Source organism: Corynebacterium sp. LaCa117 (assembly GCF_046717765.1).
Lineage (GTDB): Bacteria > Actinomycetota > Actinomycetes > Mycobacteriales > Mycobacteriaceae > Corynebacterium > Corynebacterium kefirresidentii.
In genome coordinates this window covers 1798185-1818552 of sequence record NZ_CP177102.1, presented here as the reverse complement: position 1 = coordinate 1818552, position 20368 = coordinate 1798185, and the positions used below count along the sequence as shown (strand labels likewise).

Annotated in this window: 18 protein-coding genes; 9 read left to right on the top strand and 9 right to left on the bottom strand. The window is 57.1% G+C overall.

The genetic code is table 11. The features are described 5' to 3' along the window. Positions 1–23 precede the first annotated feature (23 nt). Positions 24–623: a TetR/AcrR family transcriptional regulator gene (locus ACLI1L_RS08895; protein ID WP_411707377.1), complete on the bottom strand. Its 600-nt coding sequence runs from the start codon at positions 621–623 to the stop codon at positions 24–26. Next, positions 616–2994, bottom strand: a complete 2379-nt coding sequence (locus tag ACLI1L_RS08890) for an MMPL family transporter (RefSeq protein ID WP_411707376.1) — start codon at positions 2992–2994, stop codon at positions 616–618. Before ACLI1L_RS08890 ends, ACLI1L_RS08895 begins: the two co-directional genes overlap by 8 nt. Positions 2995–3225: 231 nt before the next feature. On the opposite strand from ACLI1L_RS08890, the gene ACLI1L_RS08885 reads away from it, so the two are divergent. Beyond that, positions 3226–3879 (top strand): hypothetical protein, encoded by a 654-nt coding sequence (locus tag ACLI1L_RS08885; RefSeq protein WP_411707375.1) that lies wholly within the window; start codon positions 3226–3228, stop codon positions 3877–3879. Here the strand turns inward: ACLI1L_RS08885 and ACLI1L_RS08880 are convergent. Genes ACLI1L_RS08880 through ACLI1L_RS08870 form a run of 3 tightly spaced genes read right to left on the bottom strand, consistent with a single transcriptional unit; the run spans position 3876 to position 5166 of the window. Then, positions 3876–4415: a gamma carbonic anhydrase family protein gene (locus ACLI1L_RS08880; RefSeq protein WP_394286776.1), complete on the bottom strand. Its 540-nt coding sequence runs from the start codon at positions 4413–4415 to the stop codon at positions 3876–3878. The genes ACLI1L_RS08885 and ACLI1L_RS08880 overlap by 4 nt on opposite strands. Positions 4416–4435: 20 nt before the next feature. Continuing rightward, positions 4436–4813 (bottom strand): hypothetical protein, encoded by a 378-nt coding sequence (locus tag ACLI1L_RS08875; RefSeq protein ID WP_394286777.1) that lies wholly within the window; start codon positions 4811–4813, stop codon positions 4436–4438. An 11-nt stretch (positions 4814–4824) separates the two neighbouring features. Then, a complete protein-coding gene (locus tag ACLI1L_RS08870) occupies positions 4825–5166 on the bottom strand; it encodes a hypothetical protein (RefSeq protein ID WP_394286778.1) in 342 nt (113 codons plus the stop codon). Positions 5167–5191: 25 nt separating this feature from the next. Here ACLI1L_RS08870 and ACLI1L_RS08865 point away from each other — a divergent pair, with 25 nt between their 5' ends. Together ACLI1L_RS08865 and ACLI1L_RS08860 are read left to right on the top strand one after the other, a co-directional pair. Further along, on the top strand, positions 5192–6061 hold the full coding sequence (locus ACLI1L_RS08865) for a patatin family protein (protein WP_086588682.1): 870 nt from the start codon (positions 5192–5194) through the stop codon (positions 6059–6061). Between the two features lie 152 nt (positions 6062–6213). After that, a complete protein-coding gene (locus ACLI1L_RS08860; protein WP_086588687.1) occupies positions 6214–7779 on the top strand; it encodes a TrkA C-terminal domain-containing protein in 1566 nt (521 codons plus the stop codon). An 81-nt stretch (positions 7780–7860) separates the two neighbouring features. Here the strand turns inward: ACLI1L_RS08860 and ACLI1L_RS08855 are convergent, their stop codons facing one another. Together ACLI1L_RS08855 and ACLI1L_RS08850 are read right to left on the bottom strand one after the other, a co-directional pair. Next, positions 7861–9495: a peptide chain release factor 3 gene (locus ACLI1L_RS08855; protein WP_394286781.1), complete on the bottom strand. Its 1635-nt coding sequence runs from the start codon at positions 9493–9495 to the stop codon at positions 7861–7863. A gap of 24 nt (positions 9496–9519) precedes the next feature. Continuing rightward, complete coding sequence (locus ACLI1L_RS08850) at positions 9520–10356, bottom strand: SDR family NAD(P)-dependent oxidoreductase (protein ID WP_411707374.1); 837 nt, start codon at positions 10354–10356, stop codon at positions 9520–9522. A gap of 80 nt (positions 10357–10436) precedes the next feature. Here ACLI1L_RS08850 and ACLI1L_RS08845 point away from each other — a divergent pair, with 80 nt between their 5' ends. Then, entirely contained in the window at positions 10437–11789 is a 1353-nt protein-coding gene (locus ACLI1L_RS08845) for a TrkH family potassium uptake protein (RefSeq protein ID WP_411707373.1), read from the top strand. After that, the gene (locus ACLI1L_RS08840; RefSeq protein WP_023021931.1) at positions 11782–12474 is read left to right on the top strand and encodes a potassium channel family protein; all 693 of its coding nucleotides are present in this window, start codon (positions 11782–11784) and stop codon (positions 12472–12474) included. The genes ACLI1L_RS08845 and ACLI1L_RS08840 overlap by 8 nt, the downstream gene beginning before the upstream one ends. Here ACLI1L_RS08840 and pth read toward each other — a convergent pair. Then, positions 12471–13118, bottom strand: coding sequence for an aminoacyl-tRNA hydrolase (gene pth / locus ACLI1L_RS08835; RefSeq protein WP_411707372.1), 648 nt, complete (start codon positions 13116–13118; stop codon positions 12471–12473). The two genes, ACLI1L_RS08840 and pth, sit on opposite strands and share 4 nt — an antisense overlap. A gap of 35 nt (positions 13119–13153) precedes the next feature. On the opposite strand from pth, the gene ACLI1L_RS08830 reads away from it, so the two are divergent. Together ACLI1L_RS08830 and ACLI1L_RS08825 are read left to right on the top strand one after the other, a co-directional pair. Then, the gene (locus ACLI1L_RS08830; RefSeq protein ID WP_086588160.1) at positions 13154–14137 is read left to right on the top strand and encodes a nitronate monooxygenase; all 984 of its coding nucleotides are present in this window, start codon (positions 13154–13156) and stop codon (positions 14135–14137) included. A 64-nt stretch (positions 14138–14201) separates the two neighbouring features. Beyond that, positions 14202–15656, top strand: coding sequence for a glyceraldehyde-3-phosphate dehydrogenase (locus ACLI1L_RS08825; protein ID WP_049360537.1), 1455 nt, complete (start codon positions 14202–14204; stop codon positions 15654–15656). A 383-nt stretch (positions 15657–16039) separates the two neighbouring features. Here the strand turns inward: ACLI1L_RS08825 and ACLI1L_RS08820 are convergent, their stop codons facing one another. Further along, on the bottom strand, positions 16040–17017 hold the full coding sequence (locus ACLI1L_RS08820; protein WP_086588159.1) for an Imm51 family immunity protein: 978 nt from the start codon (positions 17015–17017) through the stop codon (positions 16040–16042). Positions 17018–17247: 230 nt separating this feature from the next. Here ACLI1L_RS08820 and ACLI1L_RS08815 point away from each other — a divergent pair, with 230 nt between their 5' ends. Both ACLI1L_RS08815 and ACLI1L_RS08810 read left to right on the top strand, forming a co-directional pair. Next, positions 17248–18591 carry an IS256 family transposase gene (locus ACLI1L_RS08815; protein ID WP_302258674.1) on the top strand — a complete coding sequence of 448 codons (1344 nt, stop codon included), beginning with the start codon at positions 17248–17250 and terminating at the stop codon, positions 18589–18591. Positions 18592–18921: 330 nt separating this feature from the next. After that, positions 18922–20156, top strand: a protein-coding gene (locus tag ACLI1L_RS08810) for an IS3 family transposase (RefSeq protein WP_167315507.1) whose coding sequence is annotated in 2 segments (ribosomal slippage) — positions 18922–19210 and positions 19210–20156 — 1236 coding nt in all. Because the reading frame shifts where the segments join, the coding sequence is not laid out codon by codon here. Positions 20157–20368 lie beyond the last annotated feature (212 nt).

Genomic DNA, 20368 nt, shown 5'->3' with positions numbered 1-20368 from the left:
GATTAAAGCGCCCATTAGGCTAGCTAGTCGATGGCGCGCACGGTAGCAAAGGCCGTGCGTACTATCTCATGCTTGGCGTGAGCACTCAGTGATTCTTCGGCCTGGGAGCGGCGGTGGATTTCTTTCATGCTCACCGCGGCGGCGCCCGCACAGGCCTGGAGGATGACCGCGACCTCAAAGCGCGATTTATCCGGAACGCGTTGGTGGAAAGCTTCCAAAACTTGCTCGGATACGACCTGGAATTGTTGGCGCTCTTCTGTGGTATGGCTCAAGTTTTCTAAAGCCTCGCCGATAGTGAAAAGAGAGGTGATGGAATGCAACTCTTTTCCCTCATTTTCGGTGGCATCGAGCGTTACCTGTTCGAAGAATTCAGAAATGGATGAGTTAGGGAAGACGGTGGGCACTTCCTTAGAAAACTCGGCAAGCACATTGGTGCCAAAGGACAGTAGCGCATCAGAAACCGAGGAGAAGTAGTTGTGGAAAGTGCGCGGGGAAACCCCGACGGCGGCAGTTATGCCTGAAACCGTGGCAGCTTCAGCGCCACCCTCGAGGACGAGGCGCGCTGCCGCATCGGCCATGGCCTGACGAGTAGCTCGCTTCTGTTCTTCGCGCAGACTAGTCACGGTGTGTTTCGCCTACCTTTTCTCGTTGGGTGCGCAAGAGCTCTTCGCGCTTAGAGTGCAAAGCCTCTCCCTCGATATCCATGTTTGGGGTGATCTTATCCAACCAACGCGGGAACCACCATGCCTTCTTATCCAGCACGAACATGGTGGCCGGGATGATCATCATGCGGACCACGAAGGCGTCGATAAGCACGCCAGCAGCCAGGGCAAAGCCCATGGTCTTAATAAACGGCTCATCCATCAAAATGAAGGCGGCGAAGACCGAAATCATAATCAGGGCCGCAGCCGTCACCACGCGGGCGCCATGCTTAAAGCCATTGGAGGTAGCGTTGCCAGCCGTCTTGCCATTGACAAAACCCTCGCGCATGCGGGTGACCAAGAAAACCTGATAGTCCATGGCCAGGCCGAAGGTAAGGCCGATGAGCATGATGGGCAGGAAGGAAAGAAGCGGCTGCGGGTCATCGACGATGCCGAACATACCCTCCTGCCAAATGGCTACGGTGATGCCGAAGGTGGCAGCCATGGAGAGCGCGAAGCCGGCCGCGGCGATAAGCGGCACCCAGATGGAGCGGAAGACCAGCATCAAGACAATGAAGGCCAAGCCCAGCACGATGGCTACATAAGGAATGAGCACGTTATTGAGGCGCTCAGAAATGTCATCGAAGATGGGGGTGATGCCGGTGATGCCGTAGGAGCCACCGGTCTTTTCAAACTCACCCTGGTAATCGCGCAGGTGGTTGAGGGTCTCGGTGGTTTCTTCATCGGTGGCGCCGGTGGTTGGCGTGATCATGATCTGTGCAGCATCACCGTTGTCAGTGGTCTGCACGATTTGGGCGTTTTCTACACCTGAAGTGCCATTGAATTCCTGCAGCAGGTCCTGGAACGCCGGCATGCGGTCCTGCTCGGGAACGTTGGCCACATCAACGAACGCGATCATCGGCGCATTGCGGCCTGGGCCAAAGGCATCTGCCGTAATCTCATAGGCCTCGCGCTGCGGGGTACCCGGCTTCGCGGTGCCATCGGTGGGCATGGCCAAGCGCAGCTGGGCGAATGGTACAGCCAGGATGCCCAGCAAGACGACGCCGGCGATAAGATGCAGCCACGGATGGGCGCGCACACGGCGCACCCAACGCAGACCCATGGTGGGCTTTTCGTCCTCTGGGTCCGGCACCTTGGGGCCGGGGACGCGGCCGGCAAAAATCTTGGTGCCCAAAAGTCCCAGGAGGGCAGGGATAAAGGTATTGGCAACGAGCACTGCGATGATGACCGTTGCTGCCGCGGCGATCGCCATGGTGCCCAGGAACGGAATACCGATGATGGTCAATGCAGCCAGTGCGATGACCACGGTGGTGCCGGCGAAGACGACGGAACCGCCCGCGGTACCCAGCGCCATGCCCATGGCGTGGGCACGGGTGGCCTTATCCATCTTCTTGAGCTCTGCGGCTAGCTCCTTAGGCGAAAGATCATTGAGGCCAGAGGAGGTAATGAGCTCATTGCGGAAACGGTTAACAATAAACAGTGCGTAATCGATGCCGACCGCCAGGCCGATCATGGAGGCCAAGGTCGGGGTCATATCGGAAATGGTATCCGTGAATACGGTGGAAACCTGCACGCCAAGGATGCCGATGCCCACACCAATGATGGCGGAAATAAGCGGCATGCCGGCGGCGACGAAGGAACCGAAGGTAATCAGCAGCACGATTGCGGCAACGATAAGGCCGATAACTTCGGCGCTGCCACCCATCTCTTGACCAGCGGAGTTAAAAGCATTGCCCTGGTACTTGACCGTGAGCTCGCCCTCGTCGTACTTGTTCAACACATCCGTTACCGCAGTCATATCCTCTTCCGGGATGTCCATGACAGCATCGGCGTCGAAGGTAATAGTGACGGTACCGGTAGTTTTATCCTCGCTGAGAGGGGAGAGCTGTTGCAGGTTCTTCTTCACCTGCTCCTCCGGCATGTGCTGGGCCTTCATTTTTTCGCCCATTTGCTTTTCCATGCCAGCGGCGGCCATAACCGGGCTGACCAGCTTGTCTTGGTCCTTAAGCGCACCAGTGTCTTTGAGGTCACCGAGGAGGTTATCCACCTCGCCGGCCACCTGCTTATCGGTGAGGTCTTTGCCCTCCGGTGCTTGGATAACCACTGTGCCCTCGGGAGCGCTCATGGCATCGGTGTCTTGGCCAAAGCGTTCCATCATCTTGTCTTGGGTGGTGGTCGAGTCCATCTCCGGCATGGAGAAGTTGGGGTTCGGTGACTTGGCAAAGCCGGCGGATAGGCCCACCATGGCCACCAAGACGATAAGCCAGAAGGCCAGGAAGGGCCATACCTTGCGGTATGACCAACTTCCTAGTCGGTAGAGAAATTTAGACATATGCGTGCTTTCTAGTCGAGTGAGCGGGCAATGTTATGCGCGCGGATAAGCGCGGATATGCGATCCGCGAGCAAAGATTGCATTTCATGAGAAACATTGCACAGTCTATGCAAAATTGCCGAGCGTACGCAAAGGTACGTGTGGTGCATCATAAATTGACGCTATCGAGAGATAAAACATTCAACCTCTGCAGCGTCGGAGATTTCGGCGTGGAGCGGTAGACTATCCGGCATGCTCCATGCCGTTAGTTTCGCCCTTTTGGATTCCGTTAATGCCTTACTTATTGGCATCCTTGTGGCCATCGGCATCATCTTGCCCCGCGGTAAGTACCGGCGCATCGCCGCATTGGTGGTGGTAGGAGATTGGGCCGGGGTGCTCGTCGCAGCGGCCGTGGTCATGTTTTTGCTGCTTGGGGTAAAAGATCAAATTGAGGCCATTTTGAGTTCGCCCATTGCCGGCTGGGTGCTGGTCGCAGTCGGCATCGCCGTGGCTATCGGCTCGTGGCGCTCCAAAGGGCAACCCAATGCCTTGGTCAACCGGCTACTAGAGCCGCTCCGCACGCCGTCGCTGATTACGGCACTCATCGGCTTTGTGATGGGTGTGGTGCAATCACTGACCTCGGTGCCTTTTTATTACGGGCTCATGCACTTGGCCACAGAAGATATCTCTCCAGCAGCGCAATATGGGGGCCTAGTGTGGTATGCCAGCCTAGCCCTATCCTTGCCTACCATCTGTGGCCTATTTATCGCTGTGGTGCGCGCACATCCCGATTCGGCGGCGGGCAGGCTTTTTGCCGCTGCCCGTGCTAATAGTACCCAAGTGGCGCTCTTTGGCGGTTACCTCGTGGCAGTCTTTCTCATCCTCATGGGCGTAGTGTCGCTTTAATCAAAGAGGACTTCATCCAGGCTTAATGCCTCACTAGATTGGCGCTGGGCGCACTCCACGTAGCGCGCCGCGTGTGGGATGAAGGCTCCCGATTCTTCTGCGCTGAGTTCGCGGCGGACCTTGGCCGGCACGCCGGCGGCAAGGCTGCGCGGCGGAATTTTTGTGTCTTCTAGTACCACGGCACCGGCGGCGATCAGCGAGCCCGTACCTATAGTGCAGCGCGAAAGTAATGAGGAGGACATGCCCACTAAAGAACCTGACTCCACGTGTGCGGCGTGGACCATCGCCATGTGCCCCACCGTGACATCATCTTCTAGTACGCAGGGGGTATCTTCTTCCACGTGGAAGGCACAATTGTCCTGAATATTGCACCGCGCGCCAATCCGAATTGCCCCTACATCACCGCGCAGCACGTTGCCATAAAATACGGAGGATTCCGGGCCGATTTCTACGTCTCCAATGATGGTGGCATTAGGGGCAATCCACGCGCTGCGATGGATGCGTGGCTTCTTTCCAGCAAAGGGCAAAAGGAGCATGTGCGGATTCCTTTCAAAAGTTATTCGACTACTAAAGCCAAGGCGGGGGAGAGCTCATATTCGCCGGGGTGGGGTAGGTGGTCTAAGAAGGCGTCGGCAAGCGCGGGCGTAAGCGGAATAACCCAGCCGCGCCGGGGATCCTTGATGGGCAGTGCATCCTTCTTTACAGCCAGAAAATGAGCCGTTGCGGTGGGAGAAACCAGAGTGGCCGATTCGCGGGAGCGTGCTACCTCGCGCAGTACCTCCGCGCCGGGCTGATTGGTGACCACTATGATCAATGAGCCGGCGGTGTGGATTTCCAGCCTTTCCACCTGGGCAGTGGGGGCAGTGGAATCGGGGTGTGCTAAGCGCGGGGACTGCGTGCCGGTGAGCCGAGCAAGTGCATCTTTTAATCCCATAAGCCTCTAGCCTAGTGAGCGCGCACGGTAACGGTGTGGCCGCGCTCTAGATCGAAGTAGGTGCGTTGTCCCGTGGCGGCAACGTGCTCGCGAGCGAGAGATTCGTCTTGGGTAACCGACGTAGCAAAAAATACTAAAGGGCCGCCTGGGTGGCGCCAGGTACTGAGATAGCGTGCGCCCTCTCGCCTGGCTCGTGCGAGGGCTGTGCGTATCGCGTCCGGAGTGGGCTCATCTGCTTTCAGTAGCGCCGTTGCGGTAGGGGCGTAGGCAAACCCGGTGCGGGGTTGCTGGCCGGTTTCGATATCGAAGGTGCCTTCCTCGTCCGCGAGTAATTGCCGGAAAATGCGCTTCATTGGGTCCAGCGTAGTATGGGGCATCATGATTGACGCTAAGAACACCGCACTCGTTATTGAAGGCGGCGGCATGCGCAATTCCTATACGGCAGCCTGTATGGTCAAGCTCCTCGAAGAGGGCGTGGACTTTGGCTGGGTAGGTGGCGTCTCCGCCGGGGCTTCCCACACCATCAATTACCTCTCGCGCGATGCCCAGCGCACAGAAGAGTCTTTTACGGACTTTGCTCAAAGCCCCAGCTTCGGCGGCGTGGGTTCGCTGGTGCGTGGTAGCGGGTATTTCAATGCCGAGTACATTTATGAGCGCGCCGCGGACAAGGATTTTCCCTTTGATTGGCAGGCTTACCGCGACCATCCGGCCGATATGGTGCTCGCTGCAGCGCGCGCCGATACTGGCGAGTCTGTCTACTGGACGCGCCAGGACATCCACACCCCGGAAGATCTCCTCGTGCGTGTGCGCGCTTCTTCCACGCTGCCGTTGATTATGCCGATGCGATTTATCGACGGCGCGCCGTACGTGGACGGTGCTTTGGGCTCTTCCGGTGGCATTACCATTGCGCAAGCAGAAGAGGCCGGATACGAGAAGTTCCTGTTTATCGGCACTAAGCCGCGTGGGTATGTGCGCCCTGAAGTGGCGCGCCCAGCCTTTGTCCGCCGCGTCTTCCGCAGGTACCCCGCTATTGCCGACGCCCTCATAGCCCGCCCCGCCCTCTATAACGCAGCCAAAGACCGGCTTTTGGAGTTGGAGCGCCAAGGCAAAGCGCAATTATTTTTTCCGGAAGATATGCAGGTGTCCTCTACCGAACGCAATGTGTACAAGCTGCGGGCGAACTATCAGGCGGGTAAAGCCCAGACCTATACGGAGTGGCCACGGTGGAAGGAATTCCTCCTCGACTAGTTCACTTTGGATAGTTGCTGTGAGATGTACCGCTGCTGGGGGTGGTCGGTCGACGGTGAAACTGGTCTAAGCAGTAGCGATGCCGAGTGCAGGCTTTGAAGAAAGTGCCTTTCACGTGGCACTTTGCTGGAAAATGCCTAAACTATTCCAGCGTGTTAGCAATTTTTGATGGAAATATATGGCTGAGCATCTTTTTCATAGTGCTGCTCGGCACGTTATTTGGCATGATTCCTTTCGGGCCGCTGCGCTTTGGCGCGGCCGGCACGCTTTTTGTGGGTTTGGCCCTCGGCTCGTTTATTGACCTGGACAAAGACATTCTAAGCTCCCTGCAAGAGATGGGCTTGGGTCTCTTTATTTATATGCAGGGGCTCTCCGCCGGCGAGCGATTCTTCAAGGGCTTTTCTAAGCAGATGAAGCACATGCTCACGGCCACTATTGCGATCATCGTGGCCGCGGGCGCAGCCCTATTCTTTGGTGGCATGCTGGGACTAGACACCCTGGCTTCCGTTGGCGTTTTCGCCGGCGCCACCACCTCGACACCGTCGCTGGCTGTTGCCCAACAGCAAACGGGTGAAGAACTACCTGCCGTGGGCTACTCGCTGGGCTATCCCGTGGGTGTGGCGGTAGCCATCTTGGTGGTGGCCTTCCTACTCAAGCAAAACTGGCCTGCCAAGCGGGATAAGGACAATTCTGCCTCCAAGATCTTCCGCTCCCGCACCATCCGCGTCACCAAAGACGTGAACTACGATGATCTGGAAGAAAAGTTCAAGGATCACTTTGTGATCGCTACCATCCGCCGCGGCAATAAAGTGCGCGTGGCCGGTGACCGCCCCGAACTGCGCAAAGGCGATATTCTGCGCGTGATGGTCACCAAGGCTAAGGCCCGTGAGCTCACCCAAATGCTGGGCAAGCGCCAGCCGCAGACTCCGTTTGTGGATAAGCGCCTAGTTATTGAAACCGTGGCTGTATCTAACCAGGATATTGCCGGTCGCACCGTAGAGGAGTTGAACCTGTTTTCTCGCTATGGCGGCCGCATCGTGCGCGTACAGCGTGGCGATGAGGAGTTCCTAGCCAATAATGAAACCCACTTGGCCTCTGGCGATACGCTGGAGCTCATCGTGAAGTTTGACCGTTTGGGCGATATCCGGGATTACTTCGGTGACTCCGTTAAGTCCTACTCCGAGTTGAACTGGGTGGCACTAGGCGGCGGTCTTTTCTTGGGCTACCTGCTCGGCCAGGTCGTAGTACCGATGCCGGGAGGCGCCTCCTTCGAACTGGGCTTTGCACTCGGACCGCTGATTACCGGCCTGATCCTCGGCGCGCTGCACCGCACCCGCCGCATCCCGTGGCAGGTTCCGGCCTCCATTAACACCGCCTTCCAACAGTGGGGCCTCGTCATCTTCTTGGCATCCGTGGGCCTATCTTCTGGTGAGGCATTCCTGTCCACCGCATTCTCCTGGATGGGGCTGAAGTGCATGATCCTTGCTGCCATTGTTACCTCGGTGGCTGCTGTGTTGTTCGCCGTGGCGAATCGCTTCATGGGGCAATCTGAAACTCGCACCGTCGGCGGACACTCCGGCATTTTTGCCCAGCCAGCCGTAGTCAATTACGCCACGGGGCTTAGCTCCGACTCGCGTATTATGATCGGCTACGCCGCCACGATTGTGGTGGCACAGGTGGTCAAAATCGCCGTTGTCCCAGTGATGTTGATGCTTTAACCGGCAACCGAAAAAGGCCGCTTCCCAAGAATGGGAAGCGGCCTTTTGCTTGTCTTGTAGAGAAAAGAAAGCAGTGCTGCTTTAATCCGCCACCAGCGTTTCCATGGTCAGCTCTGGGTGTTCTTTCTCAATGAAGGCGAGCTTCCACTTATCACCAAAGAGCGCGATGAGCTCGCCATCTTGGCGGGTAAAGATCTCCACTCCGCGCTGGCGGCCCAGTTCCGGGGCAGACTCGGCATCGGTGCGGCGGGCCACGGAATAGGGGATGGGCTCGGTGACGGTTTCCACGTTATATTCGAACTCCATGCGGGCCTGCATGACCTCGAACTGCATGGGGCCAACCGCCGCCATGACCGGCGAGGCATCGCCACGGGCCTCGTTCTTGAGAATCTGAACCACGCCCTCGGCTGCTAGCTGATCCAGGCCCTTGCGGAAGGCCTTGTACTTGCCCAGCGACTTCGCGCGCAGAATCTGGAAAGCCTCCGGGGCGAATTGTGGCATCGGCTTGAACTGGACCTTTTTGCCGGAATAGATGGTGTCACCAGGGGCGAGTGAGCCGGCGTTGACCAAACCTACGATATCGCCCGGATAGGCGGTATCCACGGTATCGCGCGTGCGGCCGAAGACGGTCAGCGCATATTTGGTGGAAAAGCTGCGGCCAGACTGGGCGTGGTGAACCTGCATGCCGCGCTCAAATTCGCCGGAGACCACGCGCATGAAGGCCAAATTATCGCGGTGCTTTTGGTCCATACCTGCCTGAACCTTAAAGACGACGCCGGAGAAATCATCGCTTACTTCGCGGACCTCGTCGATAGCACTGGTGGCAGCCTCAACCGCCTTAGGATCAGACTCGCGCGAGTGCGGGGCCGGGGCAATGGCACACAGCGTATCCAGGATTTGGTGCACACCAAAGTTCAGCATCGCAGAGGCAAAAATGAGTGGGGAGGTCACGCACTGCTCGAAAAGCTCCTGATCATGCAGGGCACCATCGGCGGCGAGGAGCTCGGCCTCTTCGACCGCGGTTTCCCACACCTCTTCTTCTTTCTCACCGGCGGCATCCGGATCGAAGTGTTCCTCCGGGGCGATGGTAGAACCACCGGCGGTGCGGATGAAGTGGATATATTCATCGGCCTCGCCATCCTCGTTGATGTGTGCCAAGCCGCGGAAGTCACCGGCAATGCCTACCGGCCAGTACAGCGGAGTGGGCTGCAGCTGGATTTCGTTGACGATCTCATCAACGAGCTCCAAGGGCTCGCGGCCCACGCGGTCCCACTTATTGATCACAGTGACGATGGGCAAGCCGCGGGCCTTGCAGACGCGGAAGAGCTTGAGGGTCTGGGGCTCGAGGCCCTTGGCGGCGTCGATAAGCATGACTGCCGCATCCACCGCGGTGAGCACGCGGTAGGTATCTTCAGAAAAGTCCGCGTGGCCTGGGGTATCAACCAGGTTGATCATGTAGGGCTCGCCCTCGTGTCCCTCGGGCGCATACTCGAACTGCAGCGCCGAGGAAGCCACGGAAATACCGCGGTCCTTCTCCATGTCCATCCAGTCAGACACGGTGGACTTGCGGTTGCCTTTGCCGTGGACCGCGCCGGCCTCATTAATAACGTGTGCGTGTAGCGCCAGCGCCTCCGTCAGCGTGGACTTACCAGCATCCGGGTGGGCGATGACGGCAAACGTGCGGCGGCGTGAGGCCTCAGAAACGACAGAACTCATGCGGCATAGTCTAGTGGGTTTGCGCTACCACTCCACATTGAGGCGGCGCCCCAAATCATCAAAGACGCGGCGGGCCACCGATAGCTTCTTCGCAATGGGACGCTGCAGGCCGGGTTTGCGCTTGGCGTTGTAGTATTCGCCGGATTTGAAGTGGATGCCTTCCGTGCCGGTCAGGTAGTAGGCGAGGTTATCGCCGCCTTCGGCAGGCTTGCCAAAGGTTTTGCCGATCAGTCCGGAATATATTTTGGACATCATGCCAGTCGAGGACTTGGAGAAGTCCGTGGCCAGCACGCCCGGGTGGAAAGAGACTGCATTAAGCCCGTGGGCATCGAAATAGCGGGTAAGCAGGATATCCCCCAACTTCGCGTTGCCATAAGCACGCTCGGGGCTAAAGCGCTCCACAGTATCGGGATCGTTTGGCTCAAAGTAGGACATGAGAAAATTGGCCAGCGAAGCGGTCTGGACCACGTTCGCGTTATCCTCGCGCAGTTTGTCCCGAAGCAGGGAAGTCAGCAGAAAGGGCGCAACCACGTTGACTTGCCAGGTGCGCTCAAATCCATCAGCAGTGGTGGAGGGGCCATCGAAAATGCCGCCAGCATTATTGCCTAGCGCATGGATATGCTCCAGCTCGCTCAACTCTCCAGCCAGGCGGCGCACCTGCCCCAAAGACTCGAAATCGGCAAGGAAGTACTGGCCGCCCACTTCCTGTGCCACCGCGCGAGTCTTTTCCGGGGTGCGGCCAATAATAACCAGGTTGTCTTGCGGGCGGGTGCGGTGCAACTGGCGTGCGGCCGCGGCGCCCAGCCCGCCCGATGCGCCCGTAATCACAATCGTCTTGGCAGTGCTATTTGGCGAAGTCATAGCCCCAATCTTAACTTCGAGGCGGGGGTGGTGCCTGCTAGCAGTTTCCTTGCACCCCAAGCAGGTCTATACTTCCGCTCGTGAAACATCTGTTTTCCATACGGCACTGGGGACCGGCGCGCTTAACCGCAGCCGGCTTTCTTTTGCTCATTTTGCTGGGAACGGTTTTGCTCATGCTGCCGTTCGCCGAGGCCGGCACCGCCCGCGCTTCTTTTTTGTCTGCGCTTTTTACCGCTACGTCTGCGGTATCGCTCACCGGACTTATCGTGGTCGATACCGGCAGTTTTTGGAGCCCGGCCGGCCAAGTGGTCATCTTGGCACTCATCCAACTGGGTGGCTTGGGCATCATGTCCTTGGCCTCGCTATCCGGCCTGCTTTTTACCGGCCGGATAAGCTTCAAAGCACGCAAAACGGGGGCCTATGAGGGGCGCCCCATTGCTCCTGGCGGAATTCGCAAGACGCTGATTTTTACCTTTGCCTTTACCGCCGTGGCAGAGATCATCATCGCTGTCATCGTGGCTGCGCGGTTGATGATTGGCTATGGTCATTCCTTTCCGCGCGCGGTATGGGAAGGCATCTTTCACGCCATTTCTGCATTCAATAACGCGGGATTTAGCACCAATAGCGATAACCTAGTGCCCTTTGTTGCAGATGCCTGGATTCTGCTGCCCTTAGCCGCCGCGTTGATTGGTGGCGGCTTGGGATTTCCGGTATGGGCGGAGTTGGTACGCCTCGTGCGCCGCAACCGTTTCGTGGTCCACCGCATCTCCATTACCGCGCGCATGACTTTGGTGGCTACGACCGTGCTTTTGGTAGCGGGTGCGGTCTTTTTCGCCTGCATGGAATGGACCGGGCTGTTGTCGTCCATGTCGCTGGGAGACAAGTTGCTTAATTCCTTTTTCGCCAGTGCATCTCCGCGCACGGCCGGCTTTAATGCCATCGACTACGGGCAGGCTCACCCCATTACCCTGATGGGCACCGATATCTTGATGTTCATCGGTGGTGGCTCGGCCGGTACCGCCGGCGGCATCAAGGTCACCACCGCGTGCGTGCTCCTGGCAGCCATGGCAGCAGAGTTCACCGGGCGCGAAACCACCACCATCGGGCACCGCAGCCTTCCGCGCTCGGTAACCCGCCAGGCCCTAGCCTTGAGCTTTGCCGGAGTCATGGTGGTCACGCTGGGAGTGGCGGCCCTGCGCTTTTTCGATCCGGAGTTTAGCGGTGACCAAGTCTCTTTCGAAGTGCTCTCCGCATTCGCTACGGTGGGCTTGTCCACCGGAATTACCGCCAGCCTATCTGCACCCTCGCAGATAGTGCTGTGCCTAATCATGTACCTGGGCCGGGTTGGCCCAACCACCTTGGTAGCGGCGCTGGCGGCAAAAACCGTAAGTCGACGTTTTAGCTATCCCGAAGAAAGGCCGTTCCTTGGCTAATATTCTCAAGGCGCTGGGCCGCACCCGCGCCGGCATCGATATTCCACCCGTCGTCGTCATCGGCTTGGGGCGATTTGGCTCCTCGCTAGCCCATGAGTTGATGGCCAATGGCGTTGAGGTCCTGGGCATTGACTCCAGCGAAAAGCGAGTGCGCGAGGAAGCGCCTTACCTCACTGAGACCATTGCGGCAGATACCACTGACCCGGAAGCCTTACGTCAGCTGGGCGTGGAGGAGGTCGAGCGCGTCATCGTCGCCATCGGCTCCCACCTAGAAGACTCCATTCTTACCGCGTCTAATCTGGTGGAGCTGGGGGTGAAAGATATCTGGGCCAAGGCAGATTCGGAGGCGCATGCGCGCATTTTGAGCCAGATTGGCACCCACCATGTCATCCGTCCGGAGCGCGATACCGGCCGCCGTGTGGCCTATCTTTTGGGCGGGCGCTTTCGTGATTTCGCGGAGATTGCCACCGACTACGGCGTGACCCAGATGGCCGTTCCTAGCTCATTGGTGGGCCGACCGCTCGACCTTTCCGCCATCTGGCGCACCCACCGCGTGCAATTGGTTTCGGTGCGTTGTGCGGAAGGGCAGTGGGCCCCGCTTGCCGACGCCACCGAGCTCGCCCCCACCGATTTCATCGTCGCCGCCGGCAGCCCGCAGGCCCTAGAGAAATTTTCCCAGTGTTAGCGCGAGTGAATCTGGTTTTGGGCCTTGCCTAGCCCTTCGGTAACGATGAGTCGGGCGGATTCAGCCGCGGTGGCAATGGCGGCGTCGAATCCCGCACCGGCATCAACTGGGCCCAGCACGTAGTCCGGAATCGAGGCTCCCTTGGGTGGGCGCGCAATGCCAATGCGCACACGCAAGTAGTCGCGCGTGCCCAAGCGCTCGGTGAGGGACTTGAGCCCGTTGTGCCCGTTTTCATTGCCACCCTGCTTGAGCCGGATTTTATTAGCCGGCAGATCGAGCTCATCGTGGAGGACAATCACATGGTCTGGAGCGATACCTAATTGCTGCGCTAACGGTGCTACAGGATCCCCCGACAGGTTCATAAAGGTGCCCGAACGCACGGCAAGTACTTTATGGCCCTCCCAATTAAGCGAAGCAACCTGCAGATCTAGCCCGCGCACCGGCTCGAGAACATCTCCACCAGCTGCGAGGAGATCATCGATGGCCATATAGCCCACATTATGGCGGGTAGCGGCATACTTCGCGCCGGGGTTGCCCAAGCCCACGATAAGCCAGTCCGCCTCAAGCTCGGACGGTGTGAGTCCTAGTTGCGGCTTATCCTTCGAGCCAAAGATCCGCGCGAAAAAATCTCCTAAAGCTGCCACTGCGCTAGCTTCCTCTCTCGGTAGGGTGGGGTGGTATGAGTCAGATTATTAGCTCCCTTTCCCGTAGCGTAATTCCCGCGCCAATGGCCGGTGGCCCCACCACCCCGGAACTGGTGCACGCAGCTTATGCGGCTGGGTCTTTCGGCACCCTAGGTTTGGGCTCTGCCAGCATCGACTCTGCTCGCACACAGATAGAACAGTGCGCCGGAATTCCGTTCGGGGTGAATCTCTTTTGCCCACAGGAACCACTTACCGAGCCGTACTTGGCAGCCGCACGCGAGCTGGCTCAAGCAGAAAGCCAGCCGCTACCCGAGCCCGACTATTCCTTTGGCTTTGAAGAAAAGCTGGAGCTAGCCCTGCGCGGCGGAGCCCGGGTGGTGTGGTCCATGTTTGGAACCTTCACACCCGAACAGATAGAGCGAATCCACGCTGCGGGCGCAGAGGCGTGGACCACCGTTACCACCCCTACGGAGGCAATTGCGGCCGCACGTGGCGGCGTCGACGTGCTCTGCGTCCAAGGTCCGGCGGCTGGTGGACACCGTGGAACCTGGGAGCTTTCCGCAACCCCAGACTCCCGGGACTTAGAAGAGCTAGTGGCTGATGTGCGCGCTGCGGCGCCAGAACTTCCCCTTATCGCAGCCGGTGGCCTGCGCACCGCGGCTGATGTAGCCAACGCTATGTCCTGGAGCGGAGTTGCCGCCTGCTCTTGCGGGTCCGCCTTTTTGTTGGCTGCCGAGGCCGGCACGAGCGACTATAACCGGCAGCTTCTTCGCCGTGGTGGGAAGACCGTATCCACCCGTGCCTTTTCAGGCCGCTTTGCCCGCGGTTTGGAGACCGAGTACACCCGTAGCCATCCCGATCTTCCACCGGTGTATCCGCTTTTGAATCCCGTGCTCAAGGAACGCCGTGCGCAGCACGATGATGCCGTAGCTTATTGCCTCGTAGGAACCGAAGTGGAGAAAATAAACGGGGGTACTGTGGCCGACATCCTTAACCGACTATGCCAAAACCCACACTAGTAGGCGCTAATATTTATGTTTGTAGATTCAATGCCACCCCCGTGACAGAAAAGGAATGAATTACGTGACCGCGAACGCACATGTTGGCCATGATGATTGGAACGAGCGCCTTGAGCTGGCGCAGCAGATGATTCCACTCATCCACCAGCTGCACCGCAACAATAACGTTGTCACCACCATCTTCGGCCGCCCGCTGGTGGGGCAGACCGATATCGACATCATCAAGTCTCACCGTTACGGTCGCCGCATTGCGCAGCGCCACCTGTCCACGGCGGAGACCCTGCCAATCCTGGTGGAATTGGCGGACATGAACCTAGGCGCCGCCAGCGTGGATCTAGGCCGCTTGGTTCTGGGCTGGGAGGAGTCCAACGAGGAAAACCTCCGCATGTACCTGGAAGGCGAGCTGTGCGAGATCGTCGGTGCCGGCGTTGACCTAGAAACCACTGATGTCGTTCTCTACGGATTCGGCCGCATTGGCCGCCTGCTGGCCCGCCTGCTCGTCGCCCGTGAGGCAGCTTATGGTGGAGTTCGCCTGCGCGGCATTGTCCTGCGTAAGAAGGGCGATGGAGACATCCTCAAGCGCGCCTCCTTGCTGCGCCGCGATTCCGTCCACGGCGCTTTCAACGGCACCATCTCCGTGGATGAGGAAAACGAGGTCATCTGGGCCAATGGCACCAAGATCCAGATGATCTACGCTAACGATCCCTCCGAGATTGACTACACCTCTTATGGCATCAACAACGCCATCTTGGTAGATAACACCGGCGCGTGGCGCGACCGTGAGGGCTTGTCTCAGCACCTCAAGGCCAAGGGCATCTCTCGTGTGCTTTTGACTGCACCGGGCAAGGGCGATATCAAGAACATCGTCTACGGCATCAATAACGAAAAGATCACCGATGAGGATCAGATCCTCTCCGCTGCATCTTGCACCACCAACGGCATCACTCCGGTACTCAAGGTCATCAATGACCGCTACGGTGTCACCCACGGCCACGTGGAAACGGCGCACTCGTTTACCAATGACCAGAACCTCATTGATAACTACCACAAGGGCGATCGCCGTGGCCGCGCCGCAGGCCTGAACATGGTGCTCACCGCTACCGGTGCTGCTAAGGCTGTGTCTAAGGCCCTGCCGGAATTTGAGGGTAAGCTCACCGGCAACGCCATCCGCGTTCCTACCCCGGACGTGTCCATGGCCGTGCTTAACCTTGAGCTGGAAAAGGAAGTAGAGCGCGAAGAGGTCAACGACTTCCTGCGCAATGTCTCTCTGCATTCTGACCTGCGTCAGCAGATTTCCTACATTGCCTCCCCAGAGGTTGTTTCCTCTGACTTCATCGGCAATACCCATGCCGGCATTGTCGATGGTGTTGCCACCATCGCCTCCGGCAAGCACCTCGTGCTTTATGTGTGGTACGACAACGAGTTCGGCTACTCCAACCAGGTAGTACGCATCGTAGAAGAGCTGGCGGGTACCCGCCCGGTTGTTCTGCCGAAGCGCGTATCTCCTGCTGAGCTTTAAGGCTCAATGAACTATAGCCCGCGGTTATCCGCGGGCTTAAGTCGTTTTCCAGGGCTCAGGGCTAAACGTTTGTGACTCAGCGTGTTGGTGGGATTAGATTTGGTCTTCTTGGATGCTGATTGAATGGTTTGGGCACCCCTAGCCGGTGTAGCTGAAGTCTCGGTTTCACCGCCTTCAGGCGATCGGATTGTCAAAGACTTTCCTATTGCGCAAGACTCCACGCTTGAGGGTGGTATTCAACGATTCTGCTAGGGGTCAGGCCCGGTATTGATGGTGTCTTTGGCTATATGTCGGCCAAGTCTGTCGTAGGTATACCAGTAATAATGCGCAGCACCATTCCAGCCAGCTGACTAGTTTTTAACGTGTCAGGATAAAGCTTCTTTTTAGTCGTCGAAGTCTATTCCTGCTGCTTCGGCTTGCTTGAGCCTTTGTTGTAGGTCGTTTGTGTTGTTGAAGAGTTCTGTGAGTTGGTCGTGGAGTGGTTGCAGGATCTTGGTGGTGCCAATGAGGCTGAACATGCCTGCTTCGCTGTCGAATTCGATGCCGTTGGTGGTTACGTTTGCTTGTCGGAGTAGGTACTTGGCGAGGTTGTCGAAGAAGTAGCCGTTGGGTGTGTGCCCTGCTTGTTCTATGACGCCGGCTGCTTCTTCTGGCATGGTGTCCATGGCGGCGAACAGGGTGGTCATACCGTCGATTTCTGCGAGGTGGAAGAGTGGCTGGTCTTCCTGCTGTGAGTCGGTTTGCATAGTGTCGTGTTCCTGACTTTCAATGAAGTCGGGGCGCGTGGGGCGCGGGGTATCGATTAGACCGTAGTAGGCGAGTGCGTCTTCAAGGGCATATTCGATTTCGCGGTGCTCGCCTAGGACAGGGGTCATAAAGTAGGTGCCTTCTGGGGCTTCATCCGTGGTGCCGCCTTGCGGCGGATTTGTGTCGTGGATCGTGTAGTTGATGATCCGTCTTTCCTTTGGCACCCATTCATCTTCTTTTGTTGTGGGGACGAATGCTTGCTCCTCTGGTGACCATAAGCTCGCGAGTGTGTAGTCGAAGTAGTTGTCAAAAGGGATGGTATTAGGATGGCTTTTCGCTGGGATTCTCTGAAAAGGTCCGCCTTTTCTGAAGTCACTCTTGACGATCTGAATTGGCGGAATAAGCAGTTCGTTCTTTTCGACGAGTGGAAACCAGGTTGTATCTGATGGATCGCTGATGAGCGCGCGATAAGGGTGGAGCATTGCGGCCGCACCAAAGAATGCTTCGGTGGAGGCGACGCCAACAGGGATGTAACCGAGGGTGGTTTTCATCAGGTAGAGCTGTCCCGCTTTAGGGCGGCTGCCTTTAGGGCTGTCTAAAGAGAATTTTAGCATCTAGGGGGCCTGACCTCCGGAAAGTAGACACGTCGGGGTTAGCTATGCTGCTTGGATCAGCATAGCTGATGTGAGTGCTTCGAAGTCATCGGGAGCTAGAAGGTTGCATCAGGAGTGTCGTCTGCGCGTGTTGTAGCGCATACACCGAGCGTGTCAAGTTGTTTGGGTCCTGAGAGAGTGTCTGATGGTTTGTGTGTGGGTTCCCAACCTGCATGAGGAGATGGACCAGAATGACTACTGTGGCACGACGAGATCCGGCTGATAAGGCCAAGATTGATGCGATTGAAAAGAAGCTGCTTGCTAACCCTGAAATCGCGAAGCTGATTGATGACCTAGGCACATCCACAACGGATGCCAACGACCTGGTTCGCGGCATGTTGCAGGCCTCGATTACCAGGGGACTCAACGCTGAGATGGATGCGCATTTGGGCTACGAGTCTGGCGACAGGAGCGCTAAAGCTGCTGCTGGGACAGACAATCACCGCAACGGGTCGTATCCAAAGACCGTGGATTCTAACTACGGGCCAGTTACCGTTGATGTCCCGAGGGATCGGGCGGGAACATTCTTGCCGACTATGGTCCCTAAAGGCGCGAGGAGATTGACTGATGTCGATGACATGATCGTCAGCTTGTACGCCGGTGGGATGACAATTAGGGATATCCAGCACCATATGGCAACTGCGATGCGTGTTGATGTTTCCCATGAGACGATTTCCGCAGTCACCGATGCCGTCCTCGATGAGGTCATGGTCTGGCAAAACCGCCAGCTAGATGAGTTCTACCCGGTCATTTTCCTGGATGCGTTGCGCATTAAAGTCCGCGACGGTGGCCGAGTGGTCAACAAGTCCGCGTACATGGCTATCGGTGTGGATCTTGACGGTATCAAGCACATTTTGGGATTGTGGATTGCCAAAGAAGAAGGCGCTTCATTTTGGGCGCAGGTATGCGCCAATCTTTCTAACCGTGGGGTCAAAGACGTCTTTATCGTCTGCTGTGACGGGCTTAAAGGCCTGCCTGAAGCAGTCGAGGCAACCTGGCCGAACTCTATGGTGCAAACCTGTATCGTGCACCTGATTCGTGCAGCTAACCGGTGGGTAGCCTACGGGGATCGCCGGGGCGTATCGGCCGCGTTGAAAAAGATTTACACCGCCGCGGACGAACCCACAGCTAAGGTTGCTTTAGACGAATTTGAAGCCTCTGAATTGGGAGAAAAGTATCCACGCTCAGTCAAGGTCTGGCGAGATGCATGGGCGCGTTTCGTACCGTTTCTACAGTTCCCACCAGCGGCCAGAAAGGTTATCTATACGACGAATTCGATTGAATCATTCAACAATGAACTGCGTAAAGCTACCCGCAACAGGGTGCAGTTCACCAACGATGAATCAGCGCTCAAGACGCTGTGGTTGATGATCTGCAACATTGAAGATAAACGAGCGGCAAAGAGGGCAAAGCAAGGCAAACGAGTCTCAGCGACAGCCGGCAGACTCATGGAAGGAGCCCGAGTTTCCGGCTGGAAACAAGCCATTAACCAGATGGCCGTGGCCTACCCCGACCGCTTCGACAAATACCTATAAACCTAGCCCCACACACAAACAACTTGACACGCTCGGTCCTGACCCCTGTTTGGTAGATTACCTTTCTTCCCAACCCAACCGGGCTGGATATCAGGTGTCTACCAAACAGGGGTCAGGTCCGCCTGTTTATCCGTAGCTATACACCCACTGCTCGAATGTCTTGAAGGGGCCTTCAACGTAGTCCTTTTCTTGAAAATCGTACATTCCACATATAACCGACCCATTGGGCTTCTGTTCGAAGACGCCCCAGACAAAACCGTCATCATAGGCTACTGGGAAGTGAAGTGTCCCAGGTTTTGTTCCGTCTGAGTAGATGGGAAAATCTGGAATATGCCAAGAAAATTTGACCAGGATGCGAAGGACCGTGTGGTCCGTCTTGTAGAGGACCGTATCTTGGCGGAAAATATGTCGATGCAAGCCGCGTGCAAGGCAGTAGCTCCAAAGTTGGGGGTTTCATGGCACACGGCTCGTCAGTGGACCCAGCAGGCCCGTCGTGCGGGAAGCATCCCAGAACCTGTGCCTGAAGACTTGGCCGCGGAAAACGCGAGGCTACGCCGTGAAAATCAAGAGCTACGCGACACCAATGAGCTACTGAAGGCTGCCTCGGCTTTTTTCGCGTCGGAACTCGACCCAAAACGTCGGAAATGATCCGGTTCATCGATGAGTATCGGGATCGTTTCTCCATCGAGTTCATTTGCGAGACGTTAAACACCCACCGTGTTGGCGGTTTCATCACGTCCCGTGGATACCGCCAATCAAAAGCCCGTGGTATGAGTGCCCGCAGTCTTCGTGACGCTGCTCTAGTCGCGCACATCGCCGAGGTCCATGAAGAAAATTTTGGCGTCTACGGCATCCGTAAGATGTGGCATACTCTGCGCCGTGAAGGAATCGACATTGGCCGTGAGCAGACCGCACGCCTGATGCGTCTTGCTGGAGTCAGAGGCAAAGGTAAAGGTAAGTCTCCTATTACTACCCGCAAGCCGAAGGGACCAGATCTGCGTCCTGATTTAGTTAATCGCAAGTTCAACGCCCCGGCACCGGCCCGATTGTGGGTGGCCGATATTACTTATGTGCGCACTAGAAAAGGATTCGTGTACACCGCTTTTGTTACCGACGTGTTCTCCCGAAGGATCGTCGGGTGGGCACTATCTGATTCAATGCGTACCGAGGCGCTGCCGCTGCAGGCGCTTAATCAGGCGATTGTCAGCGCGAAGGAAACAACGGGGCTGATTCATCATTCAGATCATGGCTCACAGTACGTCAGCATTGTCTACAACGAACGGCTGGCTGAGTATGGAATTGCTGCCTCTACCGGGACAGTAGGAGATTCCTATGACAATGCTTTGGCCGAAAACGTCAACGGTTCCTACAAAAATGAGCTGATTCATCGGCGGTCGTGGGACAGCGTGGTTGACGTGGAGATCGCGACGTTTGAATGGGTTAATTGGTGGAACGAGGTACGGCTTCACCAAAGTCTCGGCTATCGCACGCCAGCTGAGGTTGAGTCAGAGTTTTGGGAAACCAACCCGGCCCAAGAAATAATGGAAATCAAGGCAAATGCCTAGGAACAAAACCCGGGACACTTCAAAGAAGCGTTTTGAATCGACAAGATCGGCTGACCGGAAATCTTCTAGAAACCCTTCGAAGGCGTTTTCATAGACTCCATATGGGGCAGGTGTGAAGAAAATTAACGATGGCGGAGAAAAGGCCGTGTAATGCTTCCAGAATTGGAAGTATTGTTCGGGAATCCAAGATGGAGCCACCGATTTCAGCTGAG

Excerpts from the sequence above, each read along its gene's own strand:
- ACLI1L_RS08880 (WP_394286776.1), bottom strand. The coding sequence starts at position 4,415 with ATGCTCCTTTTGCCCTTTGCTGGAAAGAAGCCACGCATCCATCGCAGC.
- ACLI1L_RS08855 (WP_394286781.1), bottom strand. The coding sequence starts at position 9,495 with ATGAGTTCTGTCGTTTCTGAGGCCTCACGCCGCCGCACGTTTGCCGTC.
- ACLI1L_RS08850 (WP_411707374.1), bottom strand. The coding sequence starts at position 10,356 with ATGACTTCGCCAAATAGCACTGCCAAGACGATTGTGATTACGGGCGCA.
- ACLI1L_RS08815 (WP_302258674.1), top strand. The coding sequence starts at position 17,248 with ATGACTACTGTGGCACGACGAGATCCGGCTGATAAGGCCAAGATTGAT.
- ACLI1L_RS08820 (WP_086588159.1), bottom strand. The coding sequence starts at position 17,017 with ATGCTAAAATTCTCTTTAGACAGCCCTAAAGGCAGCCGCCCTAAAGCG.
- ACLI1L_RS08830 (WP_086588160.1), top strand. The coding sequence starts at position 13,154 with ATGAGTCAGATTATTAGCTCCCTTTCCCGTAGCGTAATTCCCGCGCCA.
- ACLI1L_RS08865 (WP_086588682.1), top strand. The coding sequence starts at position 5,192 with ATGATTGACGCTAAGAACACCGCACTCGTTATTGAAGGCGGCGGCATG.
- ACLI1L_RS08870 (WP_394286778.1), bottom strand. The coding sequence starts at position 5,166 with ATGAAGCGCATTTTCCGGCAATTACTCGCGGACGAGGAAGGCACCTTC.
- ACLI1L_RS08875 (WP_394286777.1), bottom strand. The coding sequence starts at position 4,813 with ATGGGATTAAAAGATGCACTTGCTCGGCTCACCGGCACGCAGTCCCCG.
- ACLI1L_RS08885 (WP_411707375.1), top strand. The coding sequence starts at position 3,226 with ATGCTCCATGCCGTTAGTTTCGCCCTTTTGGATTCCGTTAATGCCTTA.
- ACLI1L_RS08890 (WP_411707376.1), bottom strand. The coding sequence starts at position 2,994 with ATGTCTAAATTTCTCTACCGACTAGGAAGTTGGTCATACCGCAAGGTA.